Annotated in this window: 20 protein-coding genes and 2 pseudogenes; 8 read left to right on the top strand and 14 right to left on the bottom strand. The window is 62.6% G+C overall.

Going from position 1 to position 24,717, the window contains the following annotated elements:
• Positions 1-39 precede the first annotated feature (39 nt).
• Positions 40-852 carry a hypothetical protein gene (locus tag LZC95_04980; GenBank protein ID WXA96189.1) on the bottom strand — a complete coding sequence of 271 codons (813 nt, stop codon included), beginning with the start codon at positions 850-852 and terminating at the stop codon, positions 40-42.
• Between the two features lie 503 nt (positions 853-1,355).
• Between LZC95_04980 and LZC95_04975 the strand changes: the two genes are divergently transcribed.
• The gene (locus tag LZC95_04975; GenBank protein ID WXA96188.1) at positions 1,356-3,908 is read left to right on the top strand and encodes an aminopeptidase; all 2,553 of its coding nucleotides are present in this window, start codon (positions 1,356-1,358) and stop codon (positions 3,906-3,908) included.
• 1 nt (position 3,909) lies between these two features.
• Here LZC95_04975 and LZC95_04970 read toward each other — a convergent pair whose 3' ends face one another.
• Genes LZC95_04970 through LZC95_04950 form a run of 5 tightly spaced genes read right to left on the bottom strand, consistent with a single transcriptional unit; the run spans position 3,910 to position 10,541 of the window.
• On the bottom strand, positions 3,910-5,724 hold the full coding sequence (locus tag LZC95_04970) for a discoidin domain-containing protein (protein WXA96187.1): 1,815 nt from the start codon (positions 5,722-5,724) through the stop codon (positions 3,910-3,912).
• Positions 5,725-5,768: 44 nt separating this feature from the next.
• Positions 5,769-6,731 (bottom strand): substrate-binding domain-containing protein, encoded by a 963-nt coding sequence (locus LZC95_04965; protein WXA96186.1) that lies wholly within the window; start codon positions 6,729-6,731, stop codon positions 5,769-5,771.
• Between the two features lie 23 nt (positions 6,732-6,754).
• A complete protein-coding gene (locus tag LZC95_04960) occupies positions 6,755-7,663 on the bottom strand; it encodes an ABC transporter permease (protein ID WXA96185.1) in 909 nt (302 codons plus the stop codon).
• Entirely contained in the window at positions 7,660-9,129 is a 1,470-nt protein-coding gene (locus tag LZC95_04955) for a sugar ABC transporter ATP-binding protein (GenBank protein WXA96184.1), read from the bottom strand. Before LZC95_04955 ends, LZC95_04960 begins: the two co-directional genes overlap by 4 nt.
• Positions 9,126-10,541, bottom strand: coding sequence for an aldehyde dehydrogenase family protein (locus tag LZC95_04950; protein WXA96183.1), 1,416 nt, complete (start codon positions 10,539-10,541; stop codon positions 9,126-9,128). Before LZC95_04950 ends, LZC95_04955 begins: the two co-directional genes overlap by 4 nt.
• Positions 10,542-10,750: 209 nt before the next feature.
• On the opposite strand from LZC95_04950, the gene LZC95_04945 reads away from it, so the two are divergent.
• The 5 genes and pseudogenes from LZC95_04945 (at position 10,751) to LZC95_04925 (ending at position 14,384) form a co-directional block, all read left to right on the top strand.
• Positions 10,751-11,476: a GntR family transcriptional regulator gene (locus LZC95_04945; GenBank protein WXA96182.1), complete on the top strand. Its 726-nt coding sequence runs from the start codon at positions 10,751-10,753 to the stop codon at positions 11,474-11,476.
• Positions 11,473-12,708: a tryptophan synthase subunit beta gene (trpB, locus tag LZC95_04940; GenBank protein WXA96181.1), complete on the top strand. Its 1,236-nt coding sequence runs from the start codon at positions 11,473-11,475 to the stop codon at positions 12,706-12,708. Before LZC95_04945 ends, trpB begins: the two co-directional genes overlap by 4 nt.
• Entirely contained in the window at positions 12,695-13,456 is a 762-nt protein-coding gene (gene trpA, locus LZC95_04935; protein ID WXA96180.1) for a tryptophan synthase subunit alpha, read from the top strand. The genes trpB and trpA overlap by 14 nt, the downstream gene beginning before the upstream one ends.
• 742 nt (positions 13,457-14,198) lie before the next feature.
• Positions 14,199-14,222, top strand: a pseudogene (locus LZC95_04930) (hypothetical protein).
• A gap of 69 nt (positions 14,223-14,291) precedes the next feature.
• Positions 14,292-14,384: pseudogene (locus LZC95_04925) on the top strand (stress-induced protein).
• Between the two features lie 89 nt (positions 14,385-14,473).
• Here LZC95_04925 and LZC95_04920 read toward each other — a convergent pair.
• The 8 genes from LZC95_04920 to LZC95_04885 all read right to left on the bottom strand — a co-directional run bounded on the left by LZC95_04920 (position 14,474) and on the right by LZC95_04885 (position 21,070).
• Entirely contained in the window at positions 14,474-15,847 is a 1,374-nt protein-coding gene (locus tag LZC95_04920; GenBank protein WXA96179.1) for a cytochrome P450, read from the bottom strand.
• Positions 15,848-15,882: 35 nt separating this feature from the next.
• Positions 15,883-16,635: a bifunctional 2-polyprenyl-6-hydroxyphenol methylase/3-demethylubiquinol 3-O-methyltransferase UbiG gene (gene ubiG / locus LZC95_04915; protein WXA96178.1), complete on the bottom strand. Its 753-nt coding sequence runs from the start codon at positions 16,633-16,635 to the stop codon at positions 15,883-15,885.
• Positions 16,602-17,063, bottom strand: coding sequence for a hypothetical protein (locus tag LZC95_04910; protein WXA96177.1), 462 nt, complete (start codon positions 17,061-17,063; stop codon positions 16,602-16,604). The genes ubiG and LZC95_04910 overlap by 34 nt, the downstream gene beginning before the upstream one ends.
• Positions 17,060-18,187 (bottom strand): hypothetical protein, encoded by a 1,128-nt coding sequence (locus LZC95_04905; GenBank protein WXA96176.1) that lies wholly within the window; start codon positions 18,185-18,187, stop codon positions 17,060-17,062. Before LZC95_04905 ends, LZC95_04910 begins: the two co-directional genes overlap by 4 nt.
• Positions 18,188-18,234: 47 nt before the next feature.
• Positions 18,235-18,609, bottom strand: coding sequence for a hypothetical protein (locus LZC95_04900; GenBank protein ID WXA96175.1), 375 nt, complete (start codon positions 18,607-18,609; stop codon positions 18,235-18,237).
• Positions 18,610-18,652: 43 nt separating this feature from the next.
• On the bottom strand, positions 18,653-19,801 hold the full coding sequence (locus LZC95_04895) for a DUF2252 domain-containing protein (GenBank protein ID WXA96174.1): 1,149 nt from the start codon (positions 19,799-19,801) through the stop codon (positions 18,653-18,655).
• 65 nt (positions 19,802-19,866) lie between these two features.
• Complete coding sequence (locus tag LZC95_04890) at positions 19,867-20,379, bottom strand: hypothetical protein (GenBank protein ID WXA96173.1); 513 nt, start codon at positions 20,377-20,379, stop codon at positions 19,867-19,869.
• A 4-nt stretch (positions 20,380-20,383) separates the two neighbouring features.
• Positions 20,384-21,070 (bottom strand): DUF421 domain-containing protein, encoded by a 687-nt coding sequence (locus LZC95_04885; protein ID WXA96172.1) that lies wholly within the window; start codon positions 21,068-21,070, stop codon positions 20,384-20,386.
• Positions 21,071-21,355: 285 nt separating this feature from the next.
• On the opposite strand from LZC95_04885, the gene LZC95_04880 reads away from it, so the two are divergent.
• On the top strand, positions 21,356-22,249 hold the full coding sequence (locus LZC95_04880; protein ID WXA96171.1) for a hypothetical protein: 894 nt from the start codon (positions 21,356-21,358) through the stop codon (positions 22,247-22,249).
• 273 nt (positions 22,250-22,522) lie between these two features.
• Positions 22,523-24,715 (top strand): ATP-binding protein, encoded by a 2,193-nt coding sequence (locus tag LZC95_04875; protein ID WXA96170.1) that lies wholly within the window; start codon positions 22,523-22,525, stop codon positions 24,713-24,715.
• Positions 24,716-24,717: the final 2 nt, after the last annotated feature.

Below are 24,717 nucleotides of genomic sequence, written 5' to 3'. Positions count from 1 at the left end.
AGGCGACCGGCTCGGTAATCCCTCACGAATCGGTGTTTTTCAAAAGAAGCGGCCGGAGACGACGACTCCACCCGCCCCACGAGGGTCGACGGATGGGGTGACAACGACGCCGGTTTTCTTCGGAGAAGATGCGCCCTTCGGGGCGAACAAGAACAAGGCGACACCGCCGGCCACCAAGACGCCTCCCGCGATGAAGCCAACGGTCGAAACATTGGCCATCGTGGCCGCATCCCGCTCGGTGCTGGCCGCAGCGTCGTTCGGGCAGGTACTCCCGGAGCACCCTTTGTCGGTCGCGTCGTTGTGCTTCGATTTCGCGACCATCGCCGAGACGACACCGACTCCGAGGCCGATGGCACCGACCCCCGCGGTTACGGCCCCTGCGATCCGAAGGCTGGACCAGGCGTTCGACGCGGGTTGCTCCGCGGAACTCTCGGGGGCGGCGGGCGCGGTGGCGGCAGCGGGTGCAGGCGAGGAGCTCGCCGCCTCCAGCGCAGCGATGCGCGCGTTCGCCTTCGCGAGCAGATCGGGTTGAGCATCCACCGCCTCGACGTAGCGGCGGTAGTACTCGAGGGCCTGCTTCGGCGCCTTCACCTTCTTGTCGTAGATGCTCGCGATGTTGAAGAGGACCTCGGAGACGGGAACGAGCCGATACGAATCGAGGTACATGCCAATGGCGGTGGTATAATCCCCGCGATCGAAGGCTTGGTACGCGCGGTCTGCAAGCATCTGCGCCTGCTCTTGAGGGGTCGGCTCGCTCGAACCGCGGGACGCTGCAGCCGGCGGATCCGCGGCTTGCGCGGTCGTCGCAATCGACACCCCGAGGGCCACAACGAGCAACATTGCCTTCTTCATGTCATCCCCCTATCTACAATTGGACCCGCAAGTATCACTCGGTCCATCGCTTACGATGCGCGATGCGGGTGAACGCGTGAGCGCGACGAAAAACTTTCGGCAACTCACCTCTTAATTCACATGCCGATGAAAAGATCCTGCCTTTTTGGCCCCACGATGCACTGATATTCGAAATTATCGTCGGCAAACGATTCGCTCCAACGCGAACGACAGTCGAGAACAGCAGATTGAGTGGGTGGGAGGTTTCGTCGGCAATCTCTCCTTCCGCCAGAAGGAGACTCGGCAGCGTGGCGCGCGTGTACCGACTGCTCCATCCGTGCGCGATTCCCCCGGCGGGGTAGTTGGTCGAAAGTGTCCGACGAGAACGGTCTCATGCCCCCTGCCGCGTCTCGAATGGCGCCATTTCGTCGCTAATTGTCGCATGATTTGCGTAGCTCCGTTCGGGGACGCCTCTAAAATCTACCGCTATGGTGCGCGCCTCCAAGCTTTGCAGGAGATGGGGGGTGGCCCCGTTCCTGGTGTTCTCATGGGCATCGTTGGTCGCTTCTTGCTCGAGCTCGAGCGACGGACTCGGCCTCCAGTCAGCCCCCTTGAAGGTGTCGGCCGCCGACGAGGCCGCTCCTCACGACGGCGGCGAGTACGATGTGGAACGCTACGATCTCCGAGGGGAGCTCGATTGGGAGCACCAACGACTGGTGGCGACCGTCGGGATCACCGTGAAGGCTCGAGGGCTCGAAACATTGGTCCTCGACAGTGCCGTGCAAGTCAAGGCCGTGCGCTCGGCCACCGGCATTCCTTTGCCGTTCAGCGTCGATGCGGAACATCGAAAGCTGCGGGTGGACCTATCCCCGCTTGCCGGCGGAGCTACGCAGCTCGCGATCGACTACGAAGCCCAAGGCGTCTACTCGGATGGTTCCCTGGAGAATGGGTTCTTCATGCTTCCGCCCCTCGAGGGAGACCCTGCCGCCTCACGCGTGGCGTTCACCTTCTCGGAACCATCGTCCAAGCCCTCGTGGATGCCTTGCCACGACACGCCATCGGACCGCGCGGTCTTCTCCATCGAACTGAAGCTCCCATCGAACGAGAAATTGCTCGCCAACGGGAGGCTCATTTTCGACGAGGCCGAGGAGAACACCGGTACCCATCGCGTCAAATACGACAGCGGATTCACCCTGCCGACGTACCTCATGGCCTTCAACGTCGGCGACTTCGCGGTCGAGGAAAGGCGCGCGCATTCGGGGTTGCCCATCTCGTTGTGGCACCGGCGCGGCATCCCCAACGACGACCGCACGGCACTTCGGGAAAGCATTCGAGCCCTCGAGACCTTCGAGCGCTTGTTGGGCCCTTATCCATTCGAGCACTATGCCCAAGTATTCGCTCCCGGCGCCATGGGCGAGGAGAACACGACGATCTCGCTCCTCGGCGAGGCGTACTTGGATTACTCCCTATACCCGAGCATCAACATCGCAGGGCACGAGCTCGGCCATCAATGGTTCGGAGATCTCGTCACCGTCGAGACGTTTTACGATTTATGGATCAAGGAAGGAATGGCCACGCTCCTCGAAATGGAGAACATGCGCGGCTATTTGGACGAGGGAAACGTGGGCACCCTGGGGGTGGAGCGGCGCGATCCGCGAGACGGTGAGCCCGTCGTGCGCGACCGCTCGATGCCCATTCTCCCCTATGGCACGGGGCCTTATGCGCGGGCCAATTGGGTCCTCAGCCAAATTCGATACCTCACCGGCGAGCGCGTTTTCTGGAGCACGCTCCGCAAGATCCTGCGCGAGCATCGGTTTGGTACGATTGGCACCGAGGCCTTCGTCCACGAGTTTGCTCCGCACCTAGGCTCCGAGGCAACCGCGCAGGTGCAGCGCGCGCTGGTGGCAAAGCGCATTCCGAGGCTGCAGGTGGAACCTGCACCTGCGGGGGCCTTCGTCACGTTGCGCGATCCCGATGGCGCTCTGGTTACGCCCATGGTGGCGCGTTGGATCGCCCCCGACGGGACGAAACGCGATCAAGAGCTCACGGTGGACGCACGCGTGGAGCTGGCGCCTCGAACGCCGGGAGAATTTCTCGTCGTGGACCCGCTCGATGTTCACCCGAATGCGAAGAAGTTCGCGACCCAAGACAGCGTCGCATCGGGAAAGAACTACGAATCGAGTGTCGTTCCGTTGCTCGTGCCCAAGGGAGCCGGCGCGCTGGCGCAGTGGTTGCGCGTGGGCGGGCTGCATCACACGGCGCTTCTCTCGCGAAAGCTGCCTGCCCTTTCGCCGGAGCAATTCGGGCCGTTCGTTGCGAAACTGGGCGCAGAAGGCGCCAAGATGCTGGCCATTCAGCGGGCGTGCGAGGTGGCAAGCGATTCATCGCTCGACCCCAATCTGCGCGCCGCATGGTCCAAGGCATTGAGCCGAGCGCTCCGATCGCCGCCGAGCACGATCGGCCTACAAGAAGTTCGAACCACGGGCTTTCCCGCCTGCAGCAACGTGGTGGACGTCGAAAGCGTGTTCGCATCCGATTGGGCCAAGCTCGAGGCCAATCCCCCGGACCGAGGTTTGTCCGAGGCCCGAGTGGCCTATCTCTCGCAATTCGACCTTCCACCCGCGCGCGCGTGGTCCGTTTGGACCAACGTGGCCAAACGCTCCACCTCCCTGAATCAGCGGGAACGAGCGGTAAAAGCTCTATCGAAGTACGCGTACACTTCCCGCGTGCCGGCCGAGGCCATTCCTTCGTGGCGCGCCTTTTTCGTCGAACGACTCACGCAATCGCAGTCGTTCGCGGTGCTCGAGGCATCCATCGAGGGCGCATTTGCCATCAAGGCCGACACCTTGGCCGGCAACGCGGATTTTCTATCGGGTTTGAACGCGGTTCTTCACGATCCCGTGGATTATTGGAACGGCATCACGCACACGGAAGCTTTGTGCGCCGCCTACACCGTCATCGGCGACGCCGCATCGCCCGCATGGCAAAGCTTCGTCGAGGGTCTGTCCGACGCCAACTTGAAGCCGGACATTCGCGCATTCATCGACGACCCCTCCCGCTGCGCCGATTGGTTCTGACTCAGTTGGCATAGGCCTCGAATTCGTAAATTCTGGCGGCCGTGTCGCTGTCGTTCGTCGGCGTGACCACGTCGAGCCGGATGTACCGTGCCGTCACCGGCGCAAAGGTGTGCGTGGTGACGTCGGCCGTATTTCCGCGAACCTGCGCGACCGTGGTCCATTGATTGCCGTCCGTGCTGACCTGAAGGTCGAAGTCGCGCGTATTCCACGCCACCTTCTCACCGCCGGCGCCCGAGTGTCGGACCACGAACTTGCCGACTTGCTGCGCGCTCCCCAAATCGACCCGCAGCCATTTTTCCGCGTCGAGCGCGCACCATTTGTCCGAGTTGCCGCCCGTCCAGCTGCCGTTCACGGCCTTCGCCGGTGCTTCCGCGGCGGCGCATTGGCTGGACGCCGTCGCCGGTTTGTCCAGCGCCAGGTTCCGTGCCGGCGGGTTCGTCTGCGGAACGTAGAGCGCAATGTCGGTCAGGCTGGCGCGCCCTTCGTACACGTTGGTGTACAAATCACCAATGACGAAATAATCGGGGTAGGACGACCCTGCCGGCCATTGATCGGGCCATTGCCCCGTTCCGTGGTCGTCGTTCTGGACCAAGGTGCCGTTGAACCGGCCGTCGTATTCGCCGGCGCTCGTGTTGTAATGCCAAATCGGTACGTTGCCCACGACGAACGGGCGCGTAAAGCGCAAGGTCCGCTGACCCGAGCGGGCAAAGTTGCCGGTGACCTCGAGGGTGTAGCCCGTTGCGCTGCGCTCGATGGCAAACGTATAGAACTGATTGGGCATCAGCTCGGGCTGGAGCTCGCCCGCCGTCGAGAGCTGGTTTTCGGCCACGCCGCCGGAGCAGCTGGTCATGAACCACTGGGAATTGCCCGGAAGCCCTCCAGCGCCCGGCGTCCAGTTGGGCATCCCGCTGATCCACATATTGACGGTATTGAAGTTGCTGTCCCGGTAATTGTAATACGTATTCGTGGCGGCATCGCAGATCCGCCCGCCGGTGCCGCTGCCGATGCGGTCGGGATGCTGCGAGAAGGAGTCCATCAGCACCTTGCGGTGGTAGTGCCAAAAATGGTTGTTGCGCGGCGCCGGATTGGCAAAATCCACGATGGTGAGAAAGTGAAAGCCATTGTAGCCGTACGGCCCGTTGCGCACACTTTGCCATTCGCAATAGGGTGCGGAGGCGTCGCCACCCCAGCCGGGCGTATTCTGGCCTTCGCCCCACGGATGCTGGGTCTTGCAGCCGGCGGTGCTGTACCCGTTGGTGCGGCCGTCGTAATCGATGGATCCATTGCGTTTGCCGCCGAAGTCGAGCGTCTTGAGCTTGTATTCGATGCGGTATTGATCGGGCAGTTTGTTCGTGGGCCGAAAAATGGCCCCGCCCGTGCTCTCCGGCACGCGAATGACCGCGACCTTCTCGTTGCCCAAAGCCTGCGTCGTGATCGATGGCGGCGATTCGATGACGCCGTCCTTGTTGAAATCGCGGGCGGACAGCGAAGCCGTCAACCACCCGCTCTGGCCAAATCGGATGTCCTTGCGGTACGTATGAAAGGACGCCAGCGCAGCGTCCCACGCCGGTCCGTAATCATTGTGGTACCAAAGCCCCGGGTCGTCGCTAATGGTATCGAAACCGGTCGCGTACGTGTCGCGCACCCACGGTGCGCCATTGGTGTCGAGCGGCGTCGTGAAGTTCTCGAAGAACACGAGTTGCCAGCCCGGCGGGGCCGCCGCGGCCACATTCGCGGAAATGGTGCCGGCATGGGGCTCCGATTCGGTATCTACTGTGCAACCGCCCATGGCCACGAGGATGATCGCCGCTAGCATTGGCATTCGTCGCATGGTTCGCAACATCGGAGCTCTCCCTTCCGTCACTTCGGGTCGAGGTACTGGGCCGCGTTGTCTTTGGTAATCTGAGGAGACGGAACGACGGTGTCCTTTTCCACCTTCGCCCCGCCGAGGATCTGCATCGTCCGGTCGAGGGCCAGGCTGCCGATGGTCTTCGGGCTGTTCAACCCCGTCACGGCGTAGTTCGTTCCACCCACGATGGCCTGCACGGCCTCGCGTTGTCCGTCGACACCCGCGACGACGATCTGCTTGGACTTGCCCGCGGCTTCGATGGCCCGTTGTGCGCCGAGGCACATGGCGTCGTTCTCGCAAAAGACGGCGGCGAGATCGGGATGCGTCGCCAACAGACTTTCCATGATCGTGAGCCCGCCGTCGGAGCCCCACCCACCGAAACCAGGCGCTTCGACGAGGGTGATGCCGGGGGCCTTGGCGAGCGATGCTTTCAGGCCATTGGTCCGCGCCAAGCCAATGCTGTTGTCCGCGGGGCCGCCCTTGATGATGGCCACTTTGCCCGTACCGGACAACTGCTTCGTCAAGAACTCACCGTCTTGCCGGCCAATGGCTTCATTGTCCGGTCCAATCCAGCTCGTGTATTCGCCGCTGCCGAATTTCCGGTCGACGAGCACGACGGGCTTGCCCGCCGCCTTGATGGCATTGAGCGCGGCCGGGGCCGATTCCAATGGGCCACCGGAGATGATGATGGCATCCACGTTTTTGCTGAGCAGATCTTCCACGTCCGCCGCAAGCTTTGCCGCATCGCCGTTGGCATCCGTGCTGATGACTTTGACCATGACGTCTCCGGCGCTTTTGCCCTTGGCCTGCGCCGCGATGGCCGCGTCCATTCCACTGAAATAGGGGCCGCTCAGCATGAAATTCGCCACACCGATGGTGTACGACTTTCCGCTGTTCACCTTTTCGGATTTGCAAGCCGTGCCCGCGGCGAGAGCTCCGATCAAAAGCAACGCACCTAGTCGATGGCTCTTCATTCCAATCTCCAAAAAGGTGTGGGTCAGGCCGTGCGGAATCGGTTCGTGCGCTGCACGAGGATGACCGCGACGATGATGAGGCCCTTGAGAACCTGCTGCCAGAAACTCTGCACGCCGTAGAGGTTGAGCAAATTGTTGATGAGCACCAAAACGAGGACCCCGCCGAACGTCGCCTTCGCGGAGCCGCGTCCGCCGGCCAGATTGGCCCCACCGATGACGCATGCCGCAATCGCATCCAATTCGAAAGCAACGCCCACGCTGGGTTGAGCAATGCCCACCCGGCTGGCCAGGATGACCCCGGCCACGCCCGCGCATGCCCCGCTGAGAATGTAGGCGCCGAGTACGTGCCGTCGCACGTCGATGCCCGCGAGGCGAACCGTCTCGGCATTTCCACCAATGGCCACGATGGACCGGCCCGCGGGCGTGTGTTCGAGAAATACACTCCCCGCCACGAAGACCGCCAGCATGATGAGCGTGGTGAGCGGAACGGGTCCGATCATCGCAGTACCGAGCCAGAGAAAGGCGGGTTGGGCCGGCGAGATGGGGATTTCCGAATAAACGAAGGCCAATCCTCGAATGGTGGTCAGCGACGCGAGCGTGACGACGAACGGCGCGAGCGCAAACCAGGCGACGAGCGCGCCATTGATGGCGCCGAAGCCGATTCCGCTCACGATACCGATTGCCATGGCCAGCGGGATGGGCAAATGGGCCACGAGACCGGCGGTAACGATGCCCGCAAATGCCACCACCGACCCGACGGAAAGATCGATCCCGCCCGTCAGGATGACCACCAGCATGCCAAACGAGAGCAAGCCTACGGTCACCATTTGCTTGAGCAAGTTGGTGATGTTCGCCTGCGTGAGAAATGCATTCGACGTCAATGCCGCCAGCACCACGAAAAGAGCGATGGCCAGTGCGAATCCCCATTTCATGACATACCCGATGCGCCCTTGATCGCAAGTGTGAGGACTTGGTCCTCGGTGGCGTGGGCCGAGCGAAGCTCGCCGGTGATGCGCCCCTGGTTCATCACGAGAATGCGATCCGTGGCGCCGATCACCTCCGTCAGATCCGAGGAGATGAGCAAAATGGCCAATCCTTGCCGGGCCAATGCATCGATCGTGCGATAGATATCGACCCGAGTTGCCATATCCACACCGCGGGTGGGCTCATCGAGCAAGAGCACGCGCGGGCCGGTGAGCAGCCATTTGGCCAGCACCACTTTTTGCTGGTTGCCCCCGCTGAGATGCACGGCCTGCATCGATGCGCAGTGGGCCGGGCGGATGTCGAGCTGCTCCACCATCCGCGCGACGTCGCGCTTTTGGCTCTGGGCATCGATGAGGGGGCTCCAATCGTTCGAGCGCCACGTCGTCATCGATATGTTGTCACGCACGGTCATTCCGAGCACGAGACCACTGCGGGCCCTGTCTTCGGTGACCAGCGCCAGCCCGGCTCGAATGGCCTCCGCCGGGCTCGAAAACCCCGATTCGGCCGGTTCTGCGCCAAAAATGCATCGGGCCAATTCGCTGCGACCGGAGCCGACGAGGCCGAACAATCCCACGACTTCGCCCGCCCGAAGGCGAAATGAGATATCTGCGAATTGCCCTGGGCGACCGAGAGCGTCGACCGCGAAAAGCACGTCGCCCGGCGCCCCGCGTCGCTCCGGATAAATCTGCTCCAGCCGCCGTCCGGCCATGAGCCGGATCAATTCCTGCTCGCTCGTCTTCGCAGGCTCCGTCGTCTCGATGACCTGGCCGTCTTTGATCACCACGATCGACGTGGCCAGATCGAGCACCTCGGCCAGGCGATGCGATACGTAAATGACCAAAACACCGCGCTCGCGCAGCTGGCGCACCAATGCAAAGAGCGCCTCCAAATCGGAGCCTGCGAGCACCGCCGAAGGCTCGTCGAGCACCAGTACGCGCGGTTCGCTCACCAGCGCCTTGGCAATCTCCACCATCTGCTGGCGCGCCACCGACAGGCGCTTGGCCTTGGTCCGCGGGTGGATCGAGCCAAATCCCACCCGATGAAGCACGTCCTCCGCCTGCGCGTGTGCCGCCCCCCAGTCGATCATGCCGAAGCGCACCGGAAAGGCGCCCATCAGCAGGTTCTCGGTGACCGACAGCTCGGGCACGAGCGACATCTCTTGATAGACCGTCCGTATCCCGAGATCGTGCGCATCGTGCGGTGAACGCAGATCGACTTGCGCACCGTCCATCCACATTTGGCCGGCGCTCATTGGCAGCGCACCGGATAAAATCTTGATCAGTGTCGACTTTCCCGCACCGTTCGCGCCGACCACGGCCAGCACCTCGCCGGCGCCGCCACGCAGATCGATGCCTTGCAGGACCTTCACCCCGCTGAAGTCCTTCTGCACGTCGCGAAGCTCGAGACGGCTCATTCGAAGGCGTCCATCACCACGACGGTCTTCTGCCGCGTGAAATCGAGCACGGTCTCGTGGAGGCCCTCCCGATAGCCGCCCGTATCCTTGGTGCCGCCGAAGGGCAGATTTTCCGCCCGCAGCGCCGTCGAGCCGTTGATCATGACGCTGCCCACGTCGAGCAACTTGGCAATGCGGAAGGCATTCGAAATGTCGCGGGTGAATACCGCCGCATGCAATCCATAGGGCGAGTCGTTGGCCAGCCGCACGGCCTCGGCGGGGTCGGAAAAGCGCGCGACCGGCGCCACCGGGCCGAAGATCTCTTCGGCGAATGCCGGGCTGGCATTGGGCACGCCCACGAGGACCGTCGGATCCACGAATGCGCCCCGGCGAGAACCGCCCGCGACCAAGCGGGCACCATCCGATACGAGCCGGCGCACCGCCGCCTCGACACGCTGGGCCGCTTGCTCGGCGATGAGCGGTCCGACGTCGGTGGTGTCGAGCAGCTGATCGCCGACCACGAGATTCGCCGTTTGCTCGAGCAGCGCCGCGACGAATGCGTCGTGCACGCCCGACTGCACGTAAACGCGCTTCACCGCGCAACAGATCTGCCCATTGCCACGTGCCAATCGGCCAAGCACCACGGCCCTCGCGGCCGCTTTGACGTCTGCGTCGTCGCACACGATCAGCGCATCGTTGCCGCCAAGCTCCAACATGACCTTTTTCAAGGTCTGCGCCCCGAGCCGCGCAATCTCACGGCCGGCCGCCGTACTTCCGGTGAGCGTAACGGCCGCAATGCCCGGTAGCTGCGCCAAGAGTTGGGACACCCGCACCTCACCGGTCACCACTTGGTGCGCGGGCGCGGGTACGCCGGCTTCGCGGATCAATTCCGCAATGCGCATCAGGGTGAGCGGGCACCGTGCCGGCGGCTGCACGATCACGGCATTGCCCGCAGCCAGCGCAGCCGCTCCCTTATGTGCATAAAGCTCCACGGGGTAGTTGAACGGCACGAGCGCGGCCACGGGTCCAAGCGGCTCCCGCAGGGTTACGGCCAAATGACGCTCCAAGCCTGGCACCGTATCGAGGGGGATCTGCCGGCCGAACAAGCGTGTCGCCTCAGCCGCATAGCCGCGAAAAATCCGAATGGCCGCATCGACCTCACCTTGCGTCTGCCGAATGGGTTTGCCATTTTCGCGGGCAAGCATTTTGGCCAAACTCGCCTTTTCGGACTCGATGCGAGACGCCACCTCCTGGAGCAACCTCGCACGCTCGTGGGCTGGCATCTTCGCCATCACGTGCTGGCCTTCCTGCGCCACGCCGACGGCCGCCGTGATCCGTTCGTCGGTCATGGCCGTGATTTGGCCGAGGACTTCTCCGGTGCCAGGATTGCGAACCTCGATGACCGCGCCGGGCTTCGGCGGAACGATGGACATGTGAGCGCTCCTCGCAAGATCGCACTATGATGATGTTCATCATCATTTACTCGCAACAGCCGCGAAGTCAATGCAGAGAACGAAATAGGCCGCGGGCACACGCACGCAGGTGATCCGTGACGCAAAGCCGCGCGAATGGCGGGATCGGACGAACGAGCGCAGCTGACAAGTTGTCTTGACAACTTGGCCGGATATGGCACTCTCCTGGTGTGCTCGATCATGGATCTGCGTTACCGCTCTACCATCAGCTCGCCGAAGAGCTTTTGGCGCAGATCACGGCGGGCGCCTACTCGCCGGGTGCGCGCATTCCTTCCGAGCACGAGCTCGCGTCGAAGTACGGAATTGGCAGGCCAACGGTTCGACAGGCCACCGACTCGCTGATTCAGCGCGGGGTGCTGGTGCGCCGCCGCGGAAGCGGCACCTTCGTGAGAAGCGTGCCAGCTCGGGTCGAACTCTTCTCCCTCGGCGGCACGCTGGCTTCGTTTCGCGAGAGCGGTGTCGTTCTCACCCCGGCCATTCCCGAAAAGCCCGCCCGCTGCCACATCGAGGAAGAAGCGCATCCCCTGTTTGGGCGTGAGGTGGTTCGCATTGTCCGCGTATCCTCCGTCCGGCGCGAGCCCGTGCTGCTGGAGGAGATGGACTTCGACGCCGAATACTTCGTGGACCTCGAGAAAATACCTTTGCGCGGCCAATCCCTTTCCGAGGTCGTGGAGCAGCGCTATCGCATGCGTCCCGTCGCCGCGGACCAGACGTTTGGCGTCGAACAGCTCGACGGCGTGCGTGCGCGGCGACTCGGTCAGCCGCAGGACACGCCCGTGCTTCGCGTCGAACGCACACTTCACTTCGCCACTGCAGAAAGCGCAATCTTCTGCCGTCTCTTTTGCCCGGAGGGGCGTTTCGTGTTCACCCAGCGTATCGGAGGACGTACCCAATGATTGAGCGCGGCCATTACGGCCAATTCGGTGGCGCGTACATTCCCGAGATTCTCGTCGCCACATTCGACCAGCTCGAGGCGGCTTTTCGCGAGGCGAAGGACGATCCTTCGTTTTACCGCGAATACGAGACTCTCATGTCGAGGTACTCGTGCCGCCCCACACCGATCACCTTCGCGGAGAACCTCACGCGTCATTTCGGAGGCGCGCGCATCTTCATCAAGCGCGAAGATTTCAACCATACCGGGGCGCACAAGGCGAACAACGCCATGGGCCAGGGCCTGCTGGTCAAGCGGATGGGCAAGAAGCGGGTCATCGCCGAGACGGGTGCCGGTCAGCATGGCATCGCGACCGCCACCATGGCGGCGAAGTTCGGATTCGAGTGCACCATCTACATGGGTGAGGTCGACGTGGCCCGCCAACGGCCCAATGTCTTTTGGATGGAGCGGCTCGGCGCAACCGTCGTTCCGGTGAGGGACGGCAGCCGCACACTCAAGGACGCGCTCAACGAAGCGTTCCGAGACTGGCTGGCCAACATGGACACGACGCACTACGTGCTCGGCACGGCGTGCGGCCCTCACCCTTTTCCCGAATTGGTGACCTACTTCCAAGCCATCGTCGGGCGCGAGGCGCGTGAGCAGATGCTCCGTCTGGAGAACGTCTTGCCGAAGCGCGTGTACGCGTGCGTGGGCGGCGGCTCCAATGCGTTGGGCGTCTTTTCCGGCTTCCTCGACGACCGGAGCGTGGAGTTGGTGGGCGTAGAAGCCGCCGGCCACGGTCTCGACTCGAAGCAACACGCAACGCGGCTCTCGTCCGAAGATGCAAGCATTGGAGTCGCCCAGGGCTACAAGACGTATTTCCTTCAAGGGCCGGACGGCCAGATGAATGAAACGCATAGCGTGGCGGCCGGTCTGGATTACGTGGGTGTCTCGCCCATTCTCGCCCATTATCGCGAGACGGGCCGTGTGCGATTCGAGGCGGCGACCGATCGCGAGGCCGTGGACGCGCTGGCCCTCACCATCAAGAAAGAGGGAATCATTCCCGCGCTGGAGTCGTCGCACGCGTTTGCACAGGCCTTCAAAGAGGCCAGCTCGCTCGATCCCAGCGACGCCATTCTCATCAATCAGTCCGGTCGCGGCGACAAGGACATCTTCACGATCGCCGACGCCTTCGACGATCCGTCGTGGCGGAATTTCATCATCGACAAGGCGGAGGCTTACCGTGCTCGAAGCTGAACTACGTCGAAAACAAGCTGAGAAGGGCCTTTTGCTCATGACCCACGTCGTGCTCGGCTACCCGAGCTTCGACGAAACGCGCCGTGTGGTGGGGGCCATGGTCGAGGCGGGCACGGACATGATCGAGCTGCAGATTCCGTTTTCGGAACCGCTCGCGGACGGCCCGGTGATCGCGCACGCCAATCAAAAGGCGCTTGCCGCCGGGGCCACGGTGGATCGCTGCTTCGAGCTCGCAACGGAGCTCGCGCGCGAGTTTCCCATACCCTTCCTCTTCATGACGTATTTCAACATCCCGTTTCGGCGCGGTGTCGAGCGTTTCGTCGAGGACACGAAGGCCGCGGGCCTTCGCGGGGTCATCGTGGCGGATTTGCCGCCCGAGGAGGGGGACGCGTTCTACGGCACGATGAACCGTGCGGGACTAGCCCCGGTATTCTTCTTTTCTCCGCGGTCCACCGACGCGCGACTGGCCGAAATTGCACCGCACGCTCGCGGATTCGTCTATTGCGTCGCCCGCACGGGCGTGACGGGCGCAGTCACCGAATTCGCAGCGCTCGACAGTTACCTCGCCCGATGCCGGCGGGCAACCTCGCTGCCCATCGCGCTCGGGTTCGGTGTGAAGTCCAAAAAAGACATCGACTCCCTGCGCGGTAAGATCGATATCGCCGTCATTGGCTCGCAGGTGATCCGGGTGCTGGACGAGCGCGGGGCCGCAGCCGTAGGACCGTTCATCCGCTCGCTCCAAGCGTAAAAACCCAGCGCTCACGCTGCCACCCTGTGCAAGCGCGCATACGGTGGCAATCAACGCGTCCGGATTCACCGGCTTGGGCACGTGTTCCATGAACCCCGCGTCCAGCGCATGGGCGCGGTCTTCGGCGCACCCGAAACTCGTAACGGCCGCGGCGGGAACAGCACCGCCTTGTGCCCTCGGACGCGAGCGCAAGCGCCGTATCAGATCGAAGCCGTTTTCGCCTGGCATATCGATATCCGAGAGCAACACATCGGGCAGCTCTTGCTCCAGCTTCGCCAGCGCGTCGGAGACATTGGAAGCCGTGGTGATGCGTGAGCCATACTCCTCGAGCAGCTCTCGAAGGCACTCTCGATTCTCCGGATCGTCGTCCACCACCAGGACGTGCACGCCGAGCAACGAACAGTCGCCTATCATCTGAAACTACTCCTCTGCTCGTGCTGCCGGCTCATCGCCGCAACGTTGTCGTGCGCACATGGTACGATGCTGGATGCGCATCGGAATCGCCGGCTCATGGCCAAAAATGCGCAGCTTGCCAATGGCAACTCGCATACGCGCATTTCAAAGCAGCCTGTGGCAACTCCAAGGCATGCACAGTGCAAACACTGTGAGCGGGCGCGGACACGAGGGCGCGTCCAGCATGCTGTGCCGAAGGCGCGGCCAACGAGAAAAGGAGTAAATAATGGCTCAGCACACCAACACGCATCATTCCAATCAAGGAACGAACAACCGCGGTTTCGCTGGAATGGACGAAGAGAAGCAGCGCAAGATTGCCAGCCAGGGTGGACATGCCGCCCATGCAAAGGGCACGGCGCACGAGTTCACCAGCGAGGAGGCGCGGGAAGCGGGCCGAAAGGGCGGCGAGGCGGTGAGCAAGGATCGCCAACACATGGCCGAGATTGGGCGCAAAGGCGGCGAGGCACGCGGCAGCCATCAAGGTCAGCGCGGTGGTTCGTCGGAGCAGCACGCCAAGGCGGGCGCCCATAGTCACAAGAATCGCTGATTGAGAATCGCGTGGGGCTATACCGAGCTGGCCTCGGCATGAACGCCTCCTGCGCGATCTGTGGCATCCTGAGCCGCCATGCGGCTTGGCCGCCGCGGCAGACCGTGATCGAGGGCGGCGGTCGCATGGACGTTTCGGAGGATGAATCCACTCTTGGGTCGCGTCGGCATCCGCCGGAGGTCGACCCGGAGATCCTGGCCGGGCGCAACCTCGTACACCATGCACCGCGTGAGGATATGGAGTGCGAGCGCGACGTTGTGCATCGTGATCCACTCCCCGGGGCAACGGTGGCCGGTGGCGCGCGGACCGCCGCCCTGCGGAATGAAGCCGTATGCATCGCCCCGCCAGCCGTCGAACCTCTCGGGACGAAAGGATTCGGGCGCATCCCACAGCTGCGGATCGTGATTGGCTCCGTAGACATCGAGCAGGACCAGGGTTCCGGGCTTGAAGTGGTGTCCTTTCCAATCGAACGAACTGCGGACCTTGGCACCCAAATAGGGCGTAAATGGATAAAACCGACGGACCTCCTGCATGAACGAGTCGGCGTATGCCCCCGCGTTTTCGCCGGCATCTTCGCAGGTCAGCTTTTCGCGGCTCTCCGGGTGCTCGTGCAGTGCGAGCGCCGCGAAGGTGATGAACCACGATATGGCAACGGTAGGACGGATCACGTTCAGCAGCTCCACCGCCGCCGTTCTTGCAGGCAGCCGCTCACCATCCGGGCCTCGGTAGTGCGCCATGACGTGCAGCGCACTCGCCGAGGCGGTCGGTGCATCGCCCCGGCGCGCCCGTTCGATTTCGCGCGCCATCCAGCGCTCCGCCCGGGCACGCGCGCGTTTGCCCTTCCAGAGCCTCGGCCCCACACCTCCAAATGCGTCCACCATGAGGCCAAAGTCACGCGCCCGGCGCGGAAGTTCCCGATCGGAAATGGGCACGCCCGCCCACGTGCACGTTGCGCGCGTCAGCACGCGCTCGGCTTCGTCGAAAAGCACCACCGCTTCCATTTTCTCCCACGCATGAACCGCGCGACGCCATTCCCTTGCGGTCGCAATCATCAGGCGATCGAGGCTCGTCGGCGTCATCAGGGAAAGAAACGCGGCCTTCCGATGCCGATGTGCGGCGCCGTCCAACGTCTGAATTCCCTTTTTGCCAAAAAGCGACGTCAACACCCGCCGTGGCACGGCGCCCCGTCGTTGGAACCGTGTTTCATCGTAAAAGAGTTCTGCCGCTTCGCGCCCATGGATGCAGATTGCACGCTTGCCCATGAGGCGAGCTTGGAATAGGTCGCTCTGAAACCGCTGGCAGCGGTTCCATATGAAGGGGTACCCCTCACGCAACAAGGCGAGCGTGCTATCGAAGGCCGGATCGCGCGGAATCGACGTCGTGGTTGCCATGCGGGCCTCTCAGCAAATGCGATACCGCGCAGGGCTCAAGAAGCGCGCAGAGCGGTCCCCGCGTAACCGAGCAACGTGGATCGGCTGAACGTGAACCGGAAGTCGCGAGGCACGACGCCCGTGCGAAGCATCTTCCAGAGGGCCCGTCCGAACCTCGGTCGCGAGCCAATGAAACGGACACCGCGCAGCCCAGAGGCATTGCAGATCCGCGCCAACTCGGCCGGTCTGCGAAAGAGATGAAGGACGTGCATGTCCACCGGCGTATTGCGCACGAACCATTCGACGCCTTTGATGATCACCAGCCAGGCGAGCCAATTTCGATTGAAGGTATGAAAAACGAAGAGGCCATTTGGCGCGAGGACGCGGGAAACTTCGGCAACGATGCGCGCCGGATCCTCCACGTGTTCCAGGAAATCCATCGCGCAGACCGCATCGAACGACCCGTCCGCGAAGGGGAGCGACCGAGCATCGCCGTGGCAATACGTCACGCTCCGGGTTGGATCGTGGGCGCGGGCCACATCGAGGGCTTCGGCTGCGAAATCCAGCCCCGTAACGTGATGTCCGCGGCGCGCGAGATCGTTCGCCAAGAATCCCGCCCCGCACCCGACGTCGAGTACGTTGCAACGCCCTGCGCGCTGCTCGAGCTGCTGCGCCACCCACGGTCCCAAGAGCCGTGACTCGGCGCGGAGAAGTGCCACCGGATCATCGTCGGCTTCGTACCAGCGATCGCCGAGTTCGGAGTAGATGGCATTGTTTACGCCGCGGAGCGAATGTCGGTTCGATTCCATGGTCCCCAATAAATCCATTGGTAGAGTCCGAAGGCCAAAACGAGAACGAGCTGCATTTTCAGAGCCCAAGCCCCTTGCCCCAAGGCCCATGCATATCCCGCCGCAAAAAAGACGATGGGGTGGAGCACGAAGAGCACGGCGTGAAGCCAGCATTCGGCTGCGCAGCAGAGACGCTTGTGAACGACCTCGTCCTTCGTCACGAACAGGCAGGACACGACGGCGAGTGCGACGTACACCGCGAGCGCCCCAGGGTCCTCGGGCCGCTTGGCTACGAGCCAGCCGAAGCAAAGAGCCACCGTGAGCGTATCGAGCGGGTGTCCAATGCGCTCCCATCGCGGCAGCCCACGGCGTCGGTGAAACCAGCCCTCGTCGACGGCCATGAGGGTGCCTTGCAAGGCGAAGGGAACGAGGAGGAGCGCTGGATTCATCGTTTTCGAAATAGGCTTCCGCAAATGGTGAGGCCGGGCCCGAAGGCCAAGCTCAGCACGGGTGTTCCGGATGCGACGGCGGCGTCGTCGAGGATGCGCATCCAGATGTGAGGAAGGGTTGCCGAGGACATATTTCCGAAGTCGAAAAGCACGGTTCGACTCGCGGTGACTTGGTCATCCGACAGCGACAAAAGCTGGCAAACCTCGTCGATGATTTTGGGACCGCCAGGGTGCACCGCAAAAACCGATTCGGAGAAATCCGCTACGGGGTCGAGCCCCGCCTTCTCGAAAAGGCCATGAACGAAGGTGCGAAGCGGCGCCGCGATGCGGGCGGGAACGTCGCGCGCTAGGCTCATCTGCATCCCCCAATCCGAGACGACCCATGTCATCGCATCGGCCGAATCCGGCACGATGGTCTCGGAGAGGGCCAAAACGTCGAATCCGCGCCCGTCCGCGTCGGCGGAGACCGAATAGCGAATGAATCCATCGGCAAAAAGACTTTGCACGACGAGTTGCTCGGGCGTGTGCGTGCTCGGGTCGAGGTGAAGGCTGCACAACTCGGTATGGACGATGTCGACGCGCGGAGCGGCCCCCGGCATGACATCACCGGCGAGAACGAATCCTCGAGCAATACGCAGCGCAGGGATCGCCGCATAGCACCCCATGTGGTACGCGTGGGTGATACGCGTTTGCGCGCCCCAGCCGCGGGATTCGACCATGTGTTGCGCCGCGCTTGGCGATGCATATCCGGTGCATGTTACATGGATCAAATCCGCGGGCGGGCGGCTCTCATGGATGTATTCCTCGCGCAGGTATTTCTTGACCGCGCGCGCGAACAGGCGCGTGCGCGCGCCGGTTCCCTTTCCGTGCGGATGGTTCTCGAGATCGTAGATCTGGTCCGTGCTGGACCAATCGGTGTTCTCGATGTCACCCAGCGACGCCCCGCGGTGCGCGATGCGGTCTTCGCCGCAGGCGCAATGCTCGATGAGCCTTTCGATGCGGCGTTGGAAACCTTCTCGTTCGTCCGTGTCGAGCGTATGCAGGGTGCTCTCGGCCTGGACATGGGCCGATGCGAGCCACGCAAGGGATTCAGCCTGGGTCGTCTCGTATTCGGGACGCGTCATCGAAAAGCGATTCAGCAACAAGGGATACTCCTTCATGCTCGGCACGCTCAGGGGGTCTCGAGCCGCGTTTGCGGCGATCTGGTGGGAAGAAGCCAACCTGCCACGAAGCCGGTTTCCAGAAGCGCATCCAAGAGGTACACGCGCGAGATCCGTCGCTTCGCGACGAACGCGACATCGCAAATCGCGAGTGCCGCTGCGCTCGACGCACCGAGCATGGCGACCTCGGAGCGAATGCGTCGGCGGGCGCCAACCCCCAACGTAGCGCCCACGCTTGCAATGAGCAGCCCGATTGTCTGCGCAAGCCACATGTCGCGTTTGGGCCCCGTGACGGATTGGAAGGAGCGCGGGCTCACGATGGGCCAAATGCCCGTACCAACGAAAACGGCGGACTGCACCGCGGCCACGATCTGTTTGGCATGCATGGCCGGAGGAGGAGCACATCGCGTTCCCGCGATACGGCTTTGGTTATCCGCGGCTCTCCAAGGCGTACCTGCGGCAATGTTCCAGATATGCGGCCTCGTGCAACGCGGCCAGCTCGACCACGCTCGTCCAAAGCCACGATGGGACATCGATGCTTTTCGGATGCCGGCCAAGCTCGCGACACCAAGCTTCGCGTTCCGAATCGCCCATCTGGCGCGCGTGCGCCCGCCCCACGATGAACCCGAGGTAATGGGCAATCTTTCTTGCCTCGTCTTGGGATAGGCGCCCAAAGTCGAACTTGAGATCTTGCGGCAGCACCTCGCGCAGAACCACCGAATGATCCAGCAACCGCGCGGCGAGCATTCTTGCACCCAATGGAGGTGTAATGCTCGTGGCGCCTCGAACGACCCTTTCGGCATTCGAGCGCGGCATCTGGGCAAGTTCGTAGCGGGGCGCGCATGGCTTCGCCGCCTCTTTGATATCGATCAAGGACAGCTTCTCTTTTCCTTTCGGCGGCGGGTCGATCCGAACCAGCACCGCCATGCGGAGGCGACCGAGCGAGCTGCAGCCTTTCCGCCAAAATGCCGCATCGACGACGCGCACCCGCGCGACCTCCGCGCACTCGGGGGGCAATGCCACGAGCTTTCGAACGTCTTCCGTCGCAAACAGTGTCTCGATGGCGGACTTCTCCTCCTGGAGCAACGGCCAGAAGTGCACGCCACGGGGTATCGTCGGGGAGGTATCCTCGAGCCGCTCCTCGAAAAGGTCTTTCCACGTTCGCCGGAGCGCCCGCTTGAAACCGAATTGGATCGACTCGGGCTTTCGTGCCGCCGTGCCATCGTCGCGATGGCCGCGGGAAACCGCCGCGACGTATCCCGAAATGAGTTGCTCGACGATCCGAGCCGTGGTCACGCCTGGCAAGTCGGACTCACGCGCGGCCATCGCCAACGAGAGCGCGAGACGAAGGACGTCGTGCGAGGGATTTCCGATGACCGTCTGATCCACGTCGCGCACCTCCACGGAGACGTGCTGGCTCGCGTCGCCTAGAGGGCCGATGTTGCCCACGTGGCAATCTCCGCAGATCCATATCTGCGGCCCGACAGGCACATTTCGATTCGCCGCGGTATCGAACCATTCGGAGAATCTCTCGGGGCTGCCGCGCACGAAAGCCTGGACGCACTTGGCCATCTTCATTTTTCGATGGTGCGAAAGAGCCTCCCTTCGTTGCTCGGTATCTCTTGGGGGTCGAAACTTCGCCTTCATGTGCCCGTCTTTCGAACGGAGCGCTCGGAGGGCATGACGGGAACCTCCCACGCGCTCCCGTGACAGCGGCGGCATCGTCGAGAGGCATTCTTCTTTGGCTCCACGTGACCACAACGCACGCACACGCGCTGGTCCTCGTCTTTGCATTGTTCCTGCCGCAGTAGCGATGGGGAACCTTGCATGAGCCATTCGAAGCGCGCGCTTTTGATGGTACCTTCCGCCGCAAGTCGCTGGGTGGCCACCACCACCGCTGCGACGATGACGGGAGGTAGAAACCCGTTCTTCGGATCCTGGATGGCGGGCCCCACGGCGGCCGCCAGAGACACCAGTGCCGCGAGCTCATTTCGGGTCGCTTGGGACGACATGCGTTTGCCCATGAGACGCATGGCCACGAGGAGGAGCACATAAACGACACCGATGCGGATCACGACCTCGATGGCAAAGGTCCATGGTACGCGCCCCAGGAGGATTCGATGGTAGTCGGTGGGAGCGATGGACTCGGGTGCCACGAGCTTACCCCTTTACGGCGCTGGCCCATTGAAGGCTTCGGCAGTTCGGACAGGGTGCGAGAAAGCGATCCTCGTCGACGACCCAACCGCAATGTTCGCAGGCATATCCATTTTTGGAGCACGGGCAGTGAATGCCGAGGCCGCCGTCGTCGATGAGAATGCACAATCCCGCCACCTCCACCTCCCGGCGAACGATGCTGTAATTACCGCTCCCTTCGAGGTACACGCGTTTGATCTCGCCCAAGTGGCAAATGCCCTTGCTGCGCAGCGCTGCGAAAATGACATGGCGGGAAAGGCCTGCTTGGTGAAGAGCCTTCAGCAAGAGAACGCTGTCCTTGATGAGCATGACGGTGTCGCCTTGCGTGGCCAATTCGAACTTTTCCGAGGCGACCCCACCGGCGCCCACCCCTCGTTGAAACGCGAGGGTGCAACAGAGCAACAGAATGCCAATGAGGATGCCCTTGTCGGCCGTCTGCATCGGTGCCGAGACAATGGCCCCCAGGGTGATCATCACGCCCATTTCCAGGATGGTGACCTGCCCCGCCAGCCGCTTCCCGAGCACGCGCAGAACCAAGAGCAACACGAGATAGAGCACGGCCGCGCGAAGTAGGACCTCGACGATGAACCATGCTGGCGTACTCCCAAGCAGAATACGCTTCCAATCCCCGAGCCGAACATCTTCCGGATTCACGCGCAGCTACCCATTGCTTCTTCTTGACCAGACGCGGCACTGAGCTCGGCAAGAACGAGGGAGCGCGAGCGGTTCGAATCGGGCATACCCGTATGGGTGCACACACCATGCCCTCGCTCTCGAGCACCCGAACACCAAGTGGGCGAGCACGATTCTCGACTGAACCAACAATAAATAAAAAAAAGAGTTTATTGTTGGTTCACCTGGCGATCCTGGCGCCTCTCTTTTGGCGTCCTGGCGGTTTCTTCTTCTCTTCGTGACGCCGTTCGAGGATCGCGCTCGCGGATGTCGACGACGTCGCAAATGCATTTCCGCTTTGGCAGCATGCTGCCATGGATGCTTTCCACGGCATTCAATACCCACCACGTTGACAACGACCTCGCGACGAGCGCGGACTTCGTAGGAACGTACAATGCAGAGCGTCCGCGCATGTTCGAGAGGCGTGCGCTGGCGATGCTCTTCGTGCTTGGGTCGATCGCTGCAGCGGCGCCGGCGGCTGCCCAGCCCGATCCGCGGTCGACCGACGCGATCTTTACGCAAGCCGCAGCTGTACCGCAGGCCGGAATCGTTCGCGTGGGCGCCATCGGTTCGATCGAACGCGAGCGCGCGGAGAATGAATCGTCGACCGCCGCCATCGAGACACGGATGCTTTGGTCGATCGATGGGCGCTTTGCCGCGCAGATCTCGATGTATTCGTCCGAGCCGCTGTCGTATCCGGCGGTGCAGTTGCGCCGGCAATGGGTGTCCCAGGATCGGAGCGGCGTGGACCTGATGTCGACCATTACGTACCGCGGACTCGGTCCGGAGGCCGCCGGTGGTCAGGTGGAGACAGCGCTCGCGCTGGGACGCGTATTCGGCCCCGTTCTCTTGATGTCGAACGCGGCCATCGGGAAGGGCGTCGGAAGCCGAAACGACGTGGATTTCGCGGCCTCGGCCGTCGCCACCGTGCGACTCGTGGGGACCCTGCAATTGGGCGCCGAGGCGCGCGCGCGCACGGAGCTCATGGACGAATACAAGACGGACGAGGATACCGGACGCCCATTCCAGCTTCAGGGCGGCGGACTCGCGTCGGTGCGCTACGAGCGCATCGTTCTTCAAGGGCTCGTCGCTTGGAACTCGCCGCGCGGCTCCGCGCGCCCCGGACCGATGGCCTTGGCCTCGGCCAGCATCGATTTTTGACGCGGTCGTGCGACGACCTTGGTGACGTGGTCGACGGGAATATCGACCTCGAGGTGAAAACCCGACGTGAGCCCGACGTGGGACAGAAGGGCTCATTGAGTCATCGACGCACATGACTCCGATTGAGTGGGGCCGCGTGCCCCTTCGATTTCCGAGGATCACCGCAGTATTGGCCTCGCGCTTGCTCCATTCGTCTGCAGGCGATGCAGACTCATAGAGGCCCGGAACGACGCCAAGAGCGACATGAACTTCCGACCGCCGCGGAGGCAATACATGAGGACGGAACACGACTCACCGAGCAAGGAGCCGGTCCATGTGCTTCAGACACTCGCCTCGAAGCCGGACCTGACGGAACAACAGCGCCTGCTTCACGAGCTGCAGGTTCATCAAATCGAGCTCGAAGCCCAAAATCGTGAGCTTCGAGATGCGCAGGAACAGCTCGAGGAATCACGCAGCCGTTACGTCGATTTGTTCGACTTCGCCCCGATTGGCTACTGCACCTTCGACCTGAACGGATGCATTCTCGAGCTCAACTTGACTGCAGCATTGCTCTTTTGCGTGGCTCGAGCGGAGGCGGTAAGCAAGCCATTGACTTCCTTGGTGAGGATGACTGACCCGCACGCGCTCCGGCGTCATCTGAAAGCCTGCGCCGCCGAGCGGGTGCGCGTCACGACCGAGGTCACCTTCTCGACCAAAGGCCAACCCCCCGTGGTCGTTCAGATGATTTCGAATCCCGTGCTGGGGCCGTCGGGCAACGTCATCGCGTGCAGGACTGCACTGACCAACATTTCGGAATTGAAGATTTCCGAGAACGTCTTGCGCTTCTTGGCCGATGCAAGCGATACGCTGTCATCGTCCCTCGAATATGCGAATACCCTCTCCGCGGTCATACGCCTCGCGGTGCCCGTTCTGGCAGACATTTGCTTTTTGGACATTCTCGACGAGCAGAACCAACTCGAGCGTCTGGACGCGGCATTCGCGGATCCAAGCAAGGCGGTTCTCGCGGATGCGGTCAAGCGATCCGTCCCGAAAGCCGATTCGATGGCACCACAGGCCGAGGTTCTACGATCGGGTGAGGCGCGCGTGCTCTCCGACATCTCGTCATGGCCTGGCTGCGTGCCGGATGCCGTCGCCGGCATGGCCAAATCGGTCATGCTCATTCCTTTGACGGCACGGGGCCGAACCCTGGGCGTGCTGACGCTCATCATGGCCGATTCCGACCGTCACTATGGCAGCCGGGAGCTCGCAATCGCGCAAGACGTGGCGCGGCGCGCAGCGATGGCACTCGACAACGCTCGCTTGTACGAGGCGGCGCAGATCGCCATCCGCGCGCGAGACGATATTCTTGCCATGGTGTCGCACGATTTGAAGCAACCGCTCAATGGCATCGTGCTCGCCACGTCCACGGCGGAGGCTCGCCTCAAAGATTCCGCCGAATCCAAGGCCAATGGATTGCTGCAAATTGCATTGCGTTCCGCACGGAGGATGGACCGACTGCTCAGTGATCTGCTCGATTGCTCGAGCATCCAGTCCGGCCATCTGCCCATCCGCAAGTCCGAAACCACGGTCTCCAAGCTCTTTGCCGACGTGGAAACGGCATTCTCCGCGCAGGCCATGCAGAAGAACATTCGGCTCGAAATCCATTCTCCCCGAGAAGCCATTTGGCTCTCCTGCGACGAGGAACGCATCCATCAGGTCTTGTCGAACTTGATCACGAACGCCGTGAAATTCACCGACGAGGGCGGGCTCATCACGCTGCGCACGGAAAAGCGCGGGGAGAACATCGTCTTCCTCGTCTCGGATTCGGGTGTGGGCATTTCGGAAGCCCAGATGCCGCGCCTGTTCGAGCGTTTCTGGCAAGCCGAAGAGACGTCGCAGAAGGGGCGAGGGCTCGGCTTGTTCATCGCCAAAGGCATCGTGTCGGCCCATGAAGGTCGTATTTGGGTCGAAAGCCAATTGGGTCGAGGAACGACGTTTTTCGTCAGTCTTCCGATGGGGAACGTGCACGCTCGAAATGGCGCTCGATCACCCGACTCCGTTGCCGCTCATGCGACCGGTATCCTGGTGGTCGACGATGACCCGGAGATCCGGGGCATGCTTGCCGGCGTTCTCGCGGACGAAGGCTACGATGTCGTGCAAATGCCCGATGGGCAGAAAGCTCTGAAGCATCTGCGGCAATCATTGCAGATGCCCGGCTTGATCCTTCTGGACTTGCACATGCCGGTCATGGATGGCTGGCAATGCTTGAGCGAGCTCCGGGACGATCCTCGTCTGGCGCGGATACCGGTGGTCGTCGTCTCGACCAAGGAGTTCGCCAACGATGCACTTCCCATGGGCGTCGAGTTTCTGACGAAGCCCGTGCAGTTGAATGCCCTGCTCGATACGGTACGTCGCTCGGTACGTAGCCCGGCCAATTCGCCCATGCGCGATGGCCGATCGGCAATCGATCCGGTCCAAGATGTGTAATG

Source organism: Sorangiineae bacterium MSr12523 (assembly GCA_037157775.1).
GTDB lineage: Bacteria > Myxococcota_A > Polyangia > Polyangiales > Polyangiaceae > Pendulispora > Pendulispora brunnea.
The sequence above is the reverse complement of the archived record's forward strand: the minus strand, read 5'-3'. Positions and strand labels throughout refer to the sequence as shown.

Excerpts from the sequence above, each read along its gene's own strand:
- LZC95_04980 (WXA96189.1), bottom strand. The coding sequence starts at position 852 with ATGAAGAAGGCAATGTTGCTCGTTGTGGCCCTCGGGGTGTCGATTGCG.
- LZC95_04970 (WXA96187.1), bottom strand. The coding sequence starts at position 5,724 with ATGCTAGCGGCGATCATCCTCGTGGCCATGGGCGGTTGCACAGTAGAT.
- LZC95_04965 (WXA96186.1), bottom strand. The coding sequence starts at position 6,731 with ATGAAGAGCCATCGACTAGGTGCGTTGCTTTTGATCGGAGCTCTCGCC.
- LZC95_04960 (WXA96185.1), bottom strand. The coding sequence starts at position 7,663 with ATGAAATGGGGATTCGCACTGGCCATCGCTCTTTTCGTGGTGCTGGCG.
- LZC95_04955 (WXA96184.1), bottom strand. The coding sequence starts at position 9,129 with ATGAGCCGTCTCGAGCTTCGCGACGTGCAGAAGGACTTCAGCGGGGTG.
- LZC95_04950 (WXA96183.1), bottom strand. The coding sequence starts at position 10,541 with ATGTCCATCGTTCCGCCGAAGCCCGGCGCGGTCATCGAGGTTCGCAAT.
- trpB (WXA96181.1), top strand. The coding sequence starts at position 11,473 with ATGATTGAGCGCGGCCATTACGGCCAATTCGGTGGCGCGTACATTCCC.
- LZC95_04920 (WXA96179.1), bottom strand. The coding sequence starts at position 15,847 with ATGGCAACCACGACGTCGATTCCGCGCGATCCGGCCTTCGATAGCACG.
- ubiG (WXA96178.1), bottom strand. The coding sequence starts at position 16,635 with ATGGAATCGAACCGACATTCGCTCCGCGGCGTAAACAATGCCATCTAC.
- LZC95_04910 (WXA96177.1), bottom strand. The coding sequence starts at position 17,063 with ATGAATCCAGCGCTCCTCCTCGTTCCCTTCGCCTTGCAAGGCACCCTC.
- LZC95_04905 (WXA96176.1), bottom strand. The coding sequence starts at position 18,187 with ATGACGCGTCCCGAATACGAGACGACCCAGGCTGAATCCCTTGCGTGG.
- LZC95_04900 (WXA96175.1), bottom strand. The coding sequence starts at position 18,609 with ATGCATGCCAAACAGATCGTGGCCGCGGTGCAGTCCGCCGTTTTCGTT.
- LZC95_04895 (WXA96174.1), bottom strand. The coding sequence starts at position 19,801 with ATGAAGATGGCCAAGTGCGTCCAGGCTTTCGTGCGCGGCAGCCCCGAG.
- LZC95_04880 (WXA96171.1), top strand. The coding sequence starts at position 21,356 with ATGTCGACGACGTCGCAAATGCATTTCCGCTTTGGCAGCATGCTGCCA.
- LZC95_04875 (WXA96170.1), top strand. The coding sequence starts at position 22,523 with ATGAGGACGGAACACGACTCACCGAGCAAGGAGCCGGTCCATGTGCTT.